The 13,632-nt window shown below is 31.9% G+C and carries 13 protein-coding genes; 2 read left to right on the top strand and 11 right to left on the bottom strand.

Translation table 11 applies throughout. The features are described 5' to 3' along the window. From WC223_11425 to WC223_11375, 11 genes are all read right to left on the bottom strand, one after another. Nucleotides 1-750 (bottom strand): hypothetical protein (locus WC223_11425; GenBank protein ID MFA6924849.1); only part of this gene is annotated, 750 nt, incomplete at its 3' end. Further along, entirely contained in the window at nucleotides 677-1,555 is an 879-nt protein-coding gene (locus tag WC223_11420; GenBank protein ID MFA6924848.1) for a hypothetical protein, read from the bottom strand. The genes WC223_11425 and WC223_11420, both read right to left, overlap by 74 nt. Nucleotides 1,556-1,559: 4 nt before the next feature. Beyond that, a complete protein-coding gene (yidD, locus tag WC223_11415; protein ID MFA6924847.1) occupies nucleotides 1,560-2,021 on the bottom strand; it encodes a membrane protein insertion efficiency factor YidD in 462 nt (153 codons plus the stop codon). Between the two features lie 246 nt (nucleotides 2,022-2,267). Further along, nucleotides 2,268-2,576, bottom strand: a complete 309-nt coding sequence (locus tag WC223_11410; protein ID MFA6924846.1) for a type II toxin-antitoxin system RelE/ParE family toxin — start codon at nucleotides 2,574-2,576, stop codon at nucleotides 2,268-2,270. Then, nucleotides 2,558-2,800 carry a hypothetical protein gene (locus tag WC223_11405; protein ID MFA6924845.1) on the bottom strand — a complete coding sequence of 81 codons (243 nt, stop codon included), beginning with the start codon at nucleotides 2,798-2,800 and terminating at the stop codon, nucleotides 2,558-2,560. Before WC223_11405 ends, WC223_11410 begins: the two co-directional genes overlap by 19 nt. A 233-nt stretch (nucleotides 2,801-3,033) precedes the next feature. After that, a complete protein-coding gene (locus tag WC223_11400; GenBank protein ID MFA6924844.1) occupies nucleotides 3,034-4,008 on the bottom strand; it encodes an electron transfer flavoprotein subunit alpha/FixB family protein in 975 nt (324 codons plus the stop codon). A gap of 84 nt (nucleotides 4,009-4,092) precedes the next feature. Next, nucleotides 4,093-4,842 carry an electron transfer flavoprotein subunit beta/FixA family protein gene (locus WC223_11395; GenBank protein MFA6924843.1) on the bottom strand — a complete coding sequence of 250 codons (750 nt, stop codon included), beginning with the start codon at nucleotides 4,840-4,842 and terminating at the stop codon, nucleotides 4,093-4,095. Nucleotides 4,843-5,224: 382 nt separating this feature from the next. Beyond that, nucleotides 5,225-7,330 carry a S9 family peptidase gene (locus WC223_11390; protein MFA6924842.1) on the bottom strand — a complete coding sequence of 702 codons (2,106 nt, stop codon included), beginning with the start codon at nucleotides 7,328-7,330 and terminating at the stop codon, nucleotides 5,225-5,227. Nucleotides 7,331-7,369: 39 nt separating this feature from the next. Continuing rightward, on the bottom strand, nucleotides 7,370-8,455 hold the full coding sequence (locus tag WC223_11385; GenBank protein MFA6924841.1) for a ketoacyl-ACP synthase III: 1,086 nt from the start codon (nucleotides 8,453-8,455) through the stop codon (nucleotides 7,370-7,372). A 408-nt stretch (nucleotides 8,456-8,863) separates the two neighbouring features. Continuing rightward, nucleotides 8,864-9,415: an HD domain-containing protein gene (locus WC223_11380; GenBank protein MFA6924840.1), complete on the bottom strand. Its 552-nt coding sequence runs from the start codon at nucleotides 9,413-9,415 to the stop codon at nucleotides 8,864-8,866. Between the two features lie 96 nt (nucleotides 9,416-9,511). Next, a complete protein-coding gene (locus tag WC223_11375) occupies nucleotides 9,512-10,357 on the bottom strand; it encodes a GGDEF domain-containing protein (GenBank protein MFA6924839.1) in 846 nt (281 codons plus the stop codon). A 152-nt stretch (nucleotides 10,358-10,509) separates the two neighbouring features. On the opposite strand from WC223_11375, the gene WC223_11370 reads away from it, so the two are divergent. Further along, nucleotides 10,510-12,810 (top strand): UvrD-helicase domain-containing protein, encoded by a 2,301-nt coding sequence (locus WC223_11370; GenBank protein MFA6924838.1) that lies wholly within the window; start codon nucleotides 10,510-10,512, stop codon nucleotides 12,808-12,810. A gap of 147 nt (nucleotides 12,811-12,957) precedes the next feature. Then, on the top strand, nucleotides 12,958-13,623 hold the full coding sequence (locus tag WC223_11365; GenBank protein ID MFA6924837.1) for a DUF4290 domain-containing protein: 666 nt from the start codon (nucleotides 12,958-12,960) through the stop codon (nucleotides 13,621-13,623). The last annotated feature ends 9 nt before the right edge of the window (nucleotides 13,624-13,632 follow it).

Raw genomic sequence — 13,632 nt, 5'->3', positions numbered from 1 at the left:
TGCTGTAATATAGTATTTATAATAAATAGCATAAAAGCCGATAGTTACAGCCGCACCTTGTAAAGTAATACTAACTATGCCTTCTAAAGGATAACCGGCATAAATATGTCCTAAACCGGGGAATATATACGATAATGTTTTTGCTTTTACAGGATTACGAAGCTTTGGAATATTTCTGTATTCATATATTTCATTTATTATTTTTGATAAACTGTCTTTACTTTCCGGTGATAATTTGAGTGAAGAAATATATTTATAAGCTATGTTTTTTGATTCATTCCATTTTTGTAGTTCATCATAAGTCAGAATCTGAAGCAAAAAGGATTTTTGTATTAACAAAGTATCTTTTAAAAAATAATTCATTTGAATAAATTGCGATTCGGCATTTTCGAAATTTCCCGATAGATAGGAGCAAAGCGCATTCTCATATCTGATTAAATAATGCAACGAGTCGGTAATGCTCGCATAATCAACCCTCTCGAGGCATTGCGCGGCTTTTCCAAATTGATTTAATTGTTTCATGCTTCTTGCCCTGCCAAGATATGCAGAAGCCCGAACAATATTATCATTCGATTCGAAAATTATCTTTTCATATTCAATGCTCGCATCCCTGTATTTACCGGCTAAAAATAAACTATTTGCATAATTCAATGAATTATGAGAATTATTAATAGCTTTAATAAAATATGGTATGCAAAGGAATATTAATATCAAGCATGATTTGCCGATTAATAGTTTTATTAAATTCATCGTTTTTTATTTTAACACTAAATGCACTGCCCCAAATATTGCCTATGTAAAAAGCTGTAAAAACGCTTCCAAAAAAAATAGTTTTAATATTTTTAATACCTGCTTTTTTATAATTTTCGAAAGTTGTGGCAGCTAAACTACTTACTATGATAAATGCAGCGAGCCCTTCACCTTTTTTGCCTGCATATACTTTTCCCAGTCCCGGTATAACAGCAGACATCAATCCTGCAAGAAACATAGAATTATTTTTATGATTTTTCAGTTGTTCAAAATATTCAGGTAAACTTCTTTCTGCCTGAACAGTTGGCGAATAATTATAATCGAATTTTCCTGATAAGATTTCAAATTCGTTATAATTCCTTTTTAGCAAAGCTATTGCTGATAAGTACAAACTTCTGAAATTTTCAATATTTAAGTCGTCAGTTTTAAAATCATTTAATATGTCTTTACTATTATCATATTTTTCCAAACAAATAAAATTATATGCCGAAAAAAATCTTGATGAAATAAATTGGTTTGAGTTCTTACTTATTTCATAAAAATATTTATTTGAAGAATCAATATCATTCATTGAAAAATAATTTTTTCCAATTAAGAATTTGATAGAATCCTTTATATTATTATTTGATATTTTATTTAAATCTATATTTTTAAGTAAATAATTTGCATCATCTAATTCATTTATTTTAATCAGGTAGTTAATGAATTTAAGGTTTTTAATTATTGATGAGTCCTGGAAAGATTGTGGAAAAGCAGAAATCGGAAAAAATAAAATAAACAATACTTTTAAAAAAGTTAAACGCATGAATTTAACGGTATTTGTAAATATCAGTAGATTCGTTAATCTTTGAATCTTTATTGCTGATATTTGAAGAATTTATATCTTGAATGGTAAATTGATTGCATCGCATTAATCTGTCAGTTGTAAGAAAAACTCCTTTAAGCAAACCGAAATTAATTATCAGTTGTTTGCTGAATTCAGAACACGACGGGCGATAAATGCATTCAGCCATAATCTGAGGCGAAATTACTTTTTGATATATATACATCATTGAACCTAATAATAAAGAAACAGGATTGTATTTAATAAAAACTATTTTACTTTTTGTTATAAGGAATTTAGGTTTCCTTAAATTGTATTTGTAGTTATTAAAATTAGAATGTTTAAGTAATTTTAAATCTGAAGAAAAATTGTTTTGGGAATATGTTCTATTCGACAAGCAATTAAATAGTATAAAAAAAATAAATGTCTGAATTGTTGATTTTATCATCTGAACTTTTTGAAGCTAAGTTAACAAATATTTTATATGCTAATTGATAAATAAGCGTACATTATTTTAAAAAATAAAATTGCAGTTGCCAAAAAGTGCAAAATAAAATTTCATTAAAAAATGTTGAAATGAAAATAAATAAAAGTTTTGCTTTATGTTGCGGAGCCAGCGGTTCACAAATGTTTAAGGAAGCATCGTCAGTTTACAAATATTCTGCCATATATTCCCAACATGCTGGGAAGCGTTTTACTTTTTTATTATTTCAAGAAGTTTCTTTGGGTTTTGTCTATTATCCCAAAATGCAGTTATTATTAATTGCTCTTTTGTCAGTTTATAAAAAATACTGAAGTGTCCCATAGCCGACTCTCTTGTCCCTGAATATTCTGTGGATTTATACGATTCAGGATGCTTTAAAATGACATTTATGCGTTTTGCTGTCAACTTGATTAATTTTTCAGCATATTTTGTCGAACCATTATGCTTTGTCCAGTATTTTAAAATTTCTCTTCTCTGTCTGGCAGCAGTTTCTGTCCAAACTACATTTCTTTTAACCATTTTATATCAGATTTGTCTAGTTGACTTTGAGAAATTAATTTTCCGTCTTTAATGTCATTATCGCTTAATTGAAGCATTAAAATTTGCTCGTCAGTTAATTTAACAATGTCTTTATCAGTAGTGCTTGAATTCACCAACTGAAAAAGAGCCGACAAATAATCTCTGTTTGAAATTGTCAATAGCTTGTCAATAATACTATTTCTTAAAATGTCTGCCGTGTTCATAATTTTTGAATTATATTTTTTTCAAAGGTAATATTTTTTTCATTCTCCAAATAACTTGTCTTGAAAAATGCCGCCAAACTTTTTGCTTGTTCCACATTATTGAAATTATTGCAAAGGCATTAGAATTGCAAACAACATCAATAATTAAATCAAAACAACCACAGATTCACAGATTAAAAATTATTTTTTATTATTAAACCGGTGAGTATGTGGCTTATTATATTATGCTTATTTTATGCTGAAGCTTTCAGTTCTTTCACTGCAATTATTAATTCAGGAAGAACTTTTAAAGCGTCGCCAATAATTCCGTAATCGGCAGCTTCAAATATAGGAGCATCGGGGTCTTTATTAATTGCAACAATACATTTTGATGAACTAACTCCTGCCAAATGCTGTATTGCACCTGATATTCCACAAGCAATGTATAAGTTAGGAGCAATTATTTTTCCTGTCTGTCCTGTGTGTTCTTCATGCGTTCGCCATCCTTCGTCTGAAACCGGACGGGAACATGCTGTTGCTGCACCAAGCAAGCTTGCAAGTTCTTCAATTGGTCCCCAGTTTTCTGGTCCTCTCATTCCTCTTCCACCTGAAACAACAATTTCAGCGTCGGTTAAAAGTAACTTTCCTGTGTGTTTGCTGACTTCTAATATTTCAGTTTTCAAATCAGAGTCCTTTAATTCGGGAGAAAATTTTTCAATTGTTGCATTTGCAGGGGATTCGGTAATTCCAAAAGCATTCTGGAATAAAGTAAGAATTTTCACGGGTGTTTTAACAACAATGTTTGCAAAAGCTTTTGAAGAATAAACTTTCTTTTTAATTGTGAAAGGTTCTAAACTTGATGGTAACGCTGAAACGCCTGATGCAAGTCCTGCTTTTAATTTCACAGACAATCTCGGAGCTACTGCTTTTCCCATGTAATTATTAGCGAAAACAACAACTGTTGCATTTTCTTTTGCAACCACCTGACTTATTATCGAAGTATATGCCTGATTGACGAGTCCCTTCAGCTTGTCGTTTTCAACAGAAATTATTTTAACGGCACCATAAGTGCCAAGTTTTTTCAATTCATCATCCTCAACTTTTCCGATTGACAATGCTGTTGTTGAAGTATTGAGCTTTTTTGCAATTTCATTTGCATAGCTTACAAGTTCAAAAGATAATTTTTTAAACTTTCCGTCCCAGTTTTCTGTAAATACTAATACTGACATAATTTTTTGTTTTAATGTTTCATTAATAACTATTATAAATACTTTATACTTACGACTAATGTCTTACGACTTTATTCGCAAACACTAAATAAGTTTTGCTTCGTTATGTAAAAGATTTACCAGTTCTTTAACATTATCGGGCTCAATTTTTTTGCAAGCCGATTTTGACTGTGGTAATTCATAGTTTGCATATTCAACAAGTGCATCAACTTGAACGGGTTCAAAAACCTGTAATGGTTTTGTTCGTGCACTCATAATTCCTCGCATTGAAGGTATTCTTGGTTCTTTTGCAATGCCTTTCTGAACAATGCCAACAAAAGGAAGTTGAGTGGAAATATTTTCAAAACCGCCATCAATTTCTCTTTTTACATTAACTTTTCCATTTTCAATATTTAAAAATGAAACAGATGAAACAGAAGGAACATCAAGGAATTCAGAAAGCATTCCGCCAACGCTTGAATTGTTGAAATCACTCGATTCAATTCCGCAAAGAATTATTTCGAAGTTTTCTTTTTTTATAACTTCAGCTAATTGTGCTGCTACAAAGTAAGAGTCTTTTGGTGCTGCATTTATTCTTATTCCTTTGTCTGCCCCAATTGCCAGTGCTTTTCTAATTGTCGGTTCATCTTCTGTTAATCCGACATTAATTACAACTACACTTTCAATTGCACCTCCCGAAGCATCTTTGATATCCATAGCTCTCGTTAGCGCAAGTTCATCCCATGGATTGATAATCCATTGCACATCTGCCTTGTCAAATGCTGTATTGTTATTCGTGAATTTGATTTTTGTGGTAGTGTCGGGGACATTGCTGATACAAACTAATATTTTCATCTGTTTAAGTTTTGTAAGTAATTAATATTTCTGCTGTTAATTTGCTGTTCAGTTTATTTAGCTTTTATAGTTACTCGCTCCCGCAAAAGCCCACCTTTCAACCCGCTCGTGAATATCCATGCATTACTTTGTTGAAAGTTGCTTTGCTTATTTAATCATTTACGGTTTGTGCATTTTTTTTATTTGCAAGGATATTTCATATCTATAAAATTTATTAATTATTATGTATTAAATGTTATTTGTAGCTTATAAAAGCAAAAATATATATTGATAATTTAAAAAACAAATATTTCTTTAGAGATACCCTTTAATGCATTTACTTTGACTTGTTATCAGTAACAAATAATAGGACATTAGAAGTTGAATAAATCTCTCGTTTTTTTTATTTTAACCATTTATCAAGCCAAGAGAAAAATTCACGCTGCCATAAGATTGCATCCTGCGGGCGTAGTACCCAGTGATTTTCTGATGGAAAATACAGGAATTTAGCCGGAATTCCCTTTAAAACAGCCGCATTAAACGCTTGCATTCCCTGGTCAACAGTAATCCTGTAATCCAACTCACCATGAACAATCATTATTGGAGTATCCCAATTTTGAACAAATTTGTGCGGTGACGTTGAGTATGATTTTTGAGCAATTTTATTTTCTTTATCCCAGAATGGTCCGCCGAGGTCCCAGTTTACAAACCATAACTCTTCTGTCTGCAAATACTGTGCTTCTAAATTAAAAATACCATCGTGTGCAATAAATGCCTTGAATCGTTTTTTGTGATTTCCGGCAAGCCAGTAAACCGAGAAACCTCCATAACTTGCTCCTACCGCTCCGAGTTTGTCTTTATTTATGTATGGTTCTTTTGCAACATCATCAATTGCGCTAAGGTAATCCTTCATGTTCTGTCCGCCATAATCACCGCTTATTTGCTCAAGCCATTCCTGTCCGAAACCCGGTAATCCGCGTCTGTTAGGAGCAACAATAATATATCCGTTTGCAGCCATTATTTGAAAGTTCCAGCGATATGACCAAAATTGACTCACGGTTGACTGTGGTCCTCCTTCGCAGTATAGTAGTGCAGGATATTTTTTATTTTTATCAAAGTGAGGCGGATAAATTACCCAAACTTGCATTTGCTTGTTGTCGGTGGTTTTTACCCATCTCTCTTTCACTTCACCCATTGTTAACTTATCAAGAAGTGATTTGTTTATGAATGAAAGTTCGGTTGCATTTCCATTTCCGGAATTTACCGAAAAAATTTCTTTTGGTTTTGACATAGATTGTTGAGTGGCAATTAATTTATCGCCAACAGGAGTTACTGAAATGTAATTATGAATGCCTTGAGTAATCTTTTTAATCATGCCTGTTTCCAGATTAAGTTTATAAATTTCATCTGTTGCATGCCAATCGCTGATAAAATAAATATTTTTACCATCTTCGCTCCAGCAAATGTTTTCAGCATTCTGGTCGAAATCTTTTGTGTAATATGTTTTAGATTTTTTTTCGAAATCAAGAACAAATAAACGTCTCTTGTCGGATTCAAATCCGTTGCGCTCCATACTGCTCCATGCAAGCTTTTTACCATCGGGTGAAAATGACGGCTCAACATCATAACCAAGCATTCCGTTTGTTATATTTTCTGTGGTTTTTGTTTGCAGATTATAAATATACAAATCGGAATTTGTTGAAAGTGCATATTCCTTGCCTTTTTTCTTTACACATGAGTAAACAATTTTTTTACTGTCGGGCGACCATGCGATGTCTTCCATTCCGCTAAACGGCTTATTCGGACAATCGAATTCCTCACCTTTCATAATATCAATGTTATTGATTAATTTATTGCCATCAAAATCAGCAACAAATACATGGCTGTATGAGTCCTTCCATGTATCCCAGTGGCGATACATTATGTCGGTAATTACACGTCCGTCGGATTTTGGCAAATCGGGATAAACATCTTTAACTTTTTTAACCAGTTCGGGAACTTCTTTTACATAAAGAATTTTCTTTTGGTCGGGAGAATACTTAAATCCTGTAATGTCATTTTCAATATTTGAAATCTGTTTTCTGTCAGAGCCATCTGCGTTCATTTCCCATATTTGCGACGAACCGCTTTCGGCTGAAATAAATCCGATTTTTTTACCATCGGGGCGCCAAAGAGGATTATTTTCATTAGCTGCCGTGTGAGTAATTTGCTTTTTGTCTTTGCCATCAATTGACATTGTGTATAATTCGCGGTTGCCTTTATTCATGGGTATGTCGTAGTATGTAACAGAAAATAAAATGCTTTTTTTATCGGGTGAAACTGTAACATCGTTTATTCTGCTGAACGCCCATAGCACTTCCGGAGTTATCAAATCACTTTTCAGATTCAATTCGGGGTTGCCAATTATCTTCTGGTTGTCTGAATTATTTTTGGAATTCTGGTTTTTCGGAAAATCGCATGATGTAATCATCATACCTGCTGATAATAAAAATAAAATTATTTTTTTCATCTTAAATAAAGATTAAATCGTTTGTAGTATAAACATTTTTTATGGTTTGATATTTTTATATAATATTACATTCACATTCATTCCTGCACCAACCGAAGCGAATATAAAATAATCACCTTTATTTATTCTTTGATTTTCCAATTCTCCTTTAACTAATAAATCAAATAATATAGGTATTGTAGCAACTGAGTTGTTTCCGAGTTTAGAGATAGTCATAGGCATGATATTTTCGTTGATTTCATTAATATCATACAACTTAAACAATCGGGATAAAATAGCAAAATTCATTTTTGCATTTGCCTGATGAATAATTACTTTTTTTATATCATCAATAAAAAGACCTGATTTATCAACGCAATCCTTTATAAATTGTGGTACTGTGGCTATTGCGTATTCATATAATTTTCTGCCGTTCATTTTAAGAAAAATATCATTACTTCCAATTTCAAGGTTATATGATTTTTCCATTTTGAGCAAGTTGGCATATTCTGATGTATCTGACCTCGTTTTGTGACAAATAATTCCGACTGGATTTTCGCTTTCAACGGATTCAAGAATAACGGCACCTGCACCATCAGAGTATAACATACTGTCAATATCATGCGGGTCGGAAACTCGTGATAATGTTTCTGTTCCTATCACCAATATTTTTTTTGCATCTCCCGATTTTATATAATAATCAGCTTGTATCAATGCCTGAATCCATCCCGGACATCCGAAAATCAAGTCATAAGCGATAGTATTTGAATTTTTAATCCCTAATTTACATTTAATTCTCGCAGCAATGCTTGGTACCATATCCGATTTAGGATTTGTTTTTTTTACATCGCCGAAATTATGAGGAACAATGATATAATCCAAGCTCTCTTTATCTGTATTCGATGAATTCAAAGCATCCTGTGCAGCAAAGAAACCAATATCTGATGTTACAAATTTGTCCTCAACATATCTTCTTTCCTTTATTTCTGTGATTTGTTCAAATTTACTAATAATCTCATCATTAGATTTGTCAAGCTTTTCGCCGGGTGAAAAATAAAACTCGCTTTTCAGGAATTTTTCATTTTTTATTATTTGTGATGGAATGTAACGCCCTGTTCCTGTAATAACTGAAAAAAAATCTGCCATAAAAACTATTTTTAATTTATTAAAATAAACCTATTATAAATAGCAAAATGAAATCTTTGGTGCCAATATGAAATCGTATTTTTTTTCTTTTTTGTGATACTTATATTTATGTAAATAATACGGTGGGACTTTTAAAAATGTTTAACAGAACAGTCCTTATTTCTCTTTCAAAAAAGAAGTACAAAGATAAAAAGAATTTTAGAAATTTATTTAAAATATTTTTTAAAATGCTGATTAAATGAGAAGAAGTATCTAATATTGAAAGCTGAATCTCGAATGCAGAAGTTTGTTTTTCTCACAAAGGTGCGAAGACGCAAAGAAAAAATCAAATGCTTTCATAAGCAGAACATTTAAATTTCTTTTCATTTCTTTTTCACCCAATTCTTCGTCCGCTAACAAACAACAACTTTAATATTTGATTTTCAGTAAATCGAACATTTCTTTTAATTTCAATGGTTTTTCTTTTCCAAATCTTTCAATGTCTTTAAATATTTCCTCAACAGATTTAGGTGTGGTTAATTGTTTCATGTTTTTTGAATAGAACTTATCTGCGACACAAATTATTTTTTCTTCTATTGATGTTGGGAGCATATCGCGATTTGGTATGGGCAGATTATCTTTTTCAATATCTTCAACAGTTAGTCCCACTCCGATGTGAGTTTCGCAGATTTTTGCAATTTCGGACAACCCTTCTTTTTCCAAAAGTTCTCTGCCGAGATAACCATGGCATATATAATTATAAGTGCCGAAACATCCTATCTGCGGAGCATTTGTGAAAATAATTCCGATATCATGAAGCATAGCTCCACTTGTAATAAAATCAATGTCGGGTTTTAAATCAATATTATTGTTTGCAATCTCAATTGCTTTTTCTTTCACTGCTACGCTATGATTGTAGAAATAAAAATAAGCTAAAGAATCTTCAGGATAATATTTTTTTATAATATCTATTGGAAGCATAAAAATTTAGTTGAATATTTCAAAAATATAGAGTGCCATGAAAGCAACGTTTTTTTAACTTTAAGTACTTCAAACTTGAAGTACTTAAAGTACTTTTTATTCGAAAACCCTGTGTGTTATACTATTTCTTCCGCTTTTTTTTACATGATACATAAGTTCATCTGATTTGCCAAGAACTTCATTTGCCGATTCAGGAGGTCTGATAAAAGTAGCAATTCCGATACTGAATGTTACAGGCCAATTATTTTCTTTCATTACTTTTAAAAGAGTATCTTTAATGACATTAATGCTTTCGGTTGATAACTCAATACCTGTTTCGGGCATTAATATGCAAAATTCGTCTCCTCCAACTCTGGCAACAATATCAGTCGCTCTGATATTTTCACGAATTGTGGTTGCAATAACACGCAGAAGTTTGTCTCCCGTTGCATGACCATATTCATCATTTATATATTTAAAATTATCACAATCAATATAAACAGCAGAAATTGTGTGAAAATATCTTTTACTTCTTTCTATTTCCTTATTTGTTTCTTCGATAAAAAACCTTGAGTTTGCAATGTCTGTAAGTGGGTCAGTTCTTGAAAATATTATTTCTCTCTGTATTATTTTTTTTATTTCAGCTATGATATATGAAGAAAATATATAAAACAAAAAAACTCCTGCATAATCCCATATATATATACCGGTTAATTTGAATGAGTTATTAGATAAATTATCAGTATAAAATATTATAAAAATACTAAATACGGAAAAAGCATAACCTACGTATGCCGAAATAAACCAACTCGAAACAAGAATAGGAATAGAATAAAATATAGTTAATCTAATTTCATAACCAGCAAGGTAATCCAGATATCCTATCAAACCAACAAAAAAAACACAAACTGTTAAAACCAGTAAGGGATTATTTTTTGACAGCAACATATTTGTGATTTTCATTTTTATGAATTCATATATGAAGAAAACAAATATAATCAAATTGATTGTATTTGTCAAAAGTGTTTTAGTAAAATTGTTTCTATTTAACTTTTTTTATAAATAATAAAAAAGATAATTCAATAAATAGTAACTTTGGATAATAATTTATTAATGTGGAAATTTTTTTAAAAGAACTTAACGAAGCACAGAAAGAAGCAGTAACTTATACCGATGGTCCTATAATGGTCATTGCAGGTGCCGGCTCAGGTAAAACAAGGGTTCTCACCTATAAAATTGCGTATCTCCTGAAGAAAAACATTGACCCTTTCAATATTTTGGCGCTTACTTTTACTAATAAAGCGGCAAAAGAAATGAAAGAAAGAATAACAAAAATTGTTGGCACAACTGATGCTCACAATATATGGATGGGAACTTTTCATTCGGTATTTGCAAAAATTTTGCGTAAAGAATCTTTAAAAATCGGCTATCCGAATAATTTCACTATTTACGATACCGATGACTCTAAAAGTATTATTAAATCTGTAATCAAGGAAATGGACCTTGACGATAAGGTTTACAATCCGAGTTATATTCTTGGACGCATTTCGGCAGCAAAAACAAGTTTGCTATCTTATGAAGAATACAATAAAAATGATGAACTTGTTTCTGAAGACAGGATGGCTCGAAAACCTTTGTTCGGACAAATTTACGAGGCGTATTGCAGGCGCTGCTACAAAGCTTCCGCAATGGATTTCGACGATTTGCTTTTCAACATGCACGTTCTGCTGAGAAATTTTCCCGATGCCTTGCTCAGGTATCAAAAGAATTTCAAATATATTCTTGTTGACGAGTATCAGGATACAAACCATTGTCAATATATTATCCTGAAACAGCTTGCTGCATTATATGAAAATGTTTGCGTTGTCGGTGATGATGCACAAAGCATATATTCTTTCCGCGGTGCAAATATTCAGAACATTCTCGGCTTTCAGAATGATTATCCCGATTGCAAAACATTCCGTCTTGAACAAAATTACCGTTCAACACAAAATATTGTAAATGCGGCAAATAGCATTATTGTTAATAATGTCGGGAAAATTCATAAAGTAGTTTGGACTGAAAATGAAAGCGGCGAAAAAGTACAAATTCTGAAAGCATATTCCGACAGCGAAGAGGGAAGCATTGTGGCAAATTCCATTTTCGAAAGCAAAATGAATTTTCAGATGCAAAATAAGGACTTTGCGATTCTTTATCGCACAAACGCACAATCAAGGGCATTTGAAGAATCGCTCAGAAAGCTTAATATTCCATACAGAATTTACGGTGGACTTTCATTTTACCAACGAAAAGAAATAAAAGATTTACTCGCTTATTTTCGTCTTACCATTAATAATAACGATGATGAAGCTTTGAAGAGAATTGTTAATTATCCTGTAAGAGGAATAGGTAAAACATCAATTGAAAGGTTAATTATTGTTGCAAGTGAAAATAACAAAAGTATCTGGGAAATTATTGAAGATATAGGTAATTATAAAACAGGACTTAATTCCGGAACAGTAAATAAATTATCGGAATTTATTACGATGCTCAAAAGTTTTTCTGTTCAGCTTAAAAATAAAGATGCTCATGAAATGGCTTGCCTCATTGCTAATTCTTCGGGAGTTGCAAAAGAACTTTATAATGATAAAACTCCCGAAGGTATAAACAGGCATCAGAATATTGAGGAACTACTCAACGGTATAAAAGATTTCGTTAACAGGCAGGAAAGTGGCGTGGGCGAAGAAAGCACTTCAACTCTCACTGAATTTATGCAGGATATTGCATTAGTTACCGATGCCGATATAAAAGATAAAGACGGTAACGACAAGGTTTCCATAATGACTATCCATGCTGCGAAAGGACTTGAATTTCCTTATGTTTATATTTCAGGTGTTGAAGAAAATTTATTTCCGTCGCAATATAACGTCAACACAAGAAACGAACTCGAGGAAGAACGTCGCCTATTTTATGTTGCCCTGACACGAGCAATGAAAAGAGCTTTTATTTCCTTTGCAACAACGCGCTATCGCTGGGGAAATGTTGTTTCATGCGAACCAAGCAGATTCATTGAAGAACTTGATGCGAAATATATTCAGTATGAAAATAAAAAGCAATTCAAACAATATGATGACGACAGCAGCTTGAGCTTTGATAAATTTGAAATAAAAAAATATAAATACACAGGACAAATCATTAAAAGAAATCTTGTAAAAATAAATCAGGCAATAAATAATTCTGTTACAGAAAATAATTCTGATTTTAACAACAACCAAAACATACAAGCAGGAATGGTAGTGGAACATCAGCGATTTGGAAAAGGAAAAGTGATTACAATTGAAGGAAAACAATCCGATAAAAAAGCGATTGTGTTTTTTGAAAATATTGGGCAAAAACAATTGCTGCTGAAATATGCTAAATTGAAAGTGATTGACTGATTTTTTAATTTAAAAAAAAATCTTATCTTTGTAAATTCAAATCGTGTAAAAAGTTTCTTTTTTTAGAACCGATAAAAATTAAAAAACATCAACCGTCCCGAATTGAATTAACTTTAAACTTTAGACCTGAAACTTTAAACTAATTTTATGGAATACAACAGCACCCGTTCAAAACTTGTAATGCGTGAGTACGGCAGAAATATACAGAAAATGGTAGAATACGCAATGACCGTAGAAGACAAGGAAAAACGCAATAATGTAGTTCGTTCAATTATCGGAGTTATGGGACAACTACACACACACCTCAGAGATGTCGCTGATTTTAAACATAAACTATGGGACCATCTTTTTATAATTTCCGACTTCAATCTTGAAGTTGATTCACCATATCCAATTATTCAAAAGCAGGATATCTTCAAAAAACCTGAACGAATTTCATACAGCAATCCCCGTGATATTAAATTTCGTTATTATGGAAAAACTATTGATAAAATGATTCAGAAAGTGTGCGAAATGGAAGATAATCAGGAAAAGGAAATGCTGGTAAATGTAATTGCCAATCATCTGAAAAAATCATATCTTACTTGGAACAGAGAATCCGTAACTGATGACCTTATTAATGAACATCTCGGTATTTTATCAAACGGGAAATTGAAATTATCGGAAAATATGCGGTTGTATAATACCAACGACATACTTGCAAGAAACAGAAAGAAAAAGAAAATAACTATTCCAAGCAATAGCAGTAGCAGCAACAATAAATACAGCAATCACAGAACAAACAACAATAATATCCAAAGCAATAAATTTTAACTCATTGTC

The sequence above is a fragment of the Bacteroidales bacterium genome, from assembly GCA_041671145.1.
In the GTDB taxonomy this organism is placed as follows: domain Bacteria; phylum Bacteroidota; class Bacteroidia; order Bacteroidales; family JAHJDW01; genus JAQUPB01.
The sequence above is the reverse complement of the archived record's forward strand: the minus strand, read 5'-3'. Positions and strand labels throughout refer to the sequence as shown.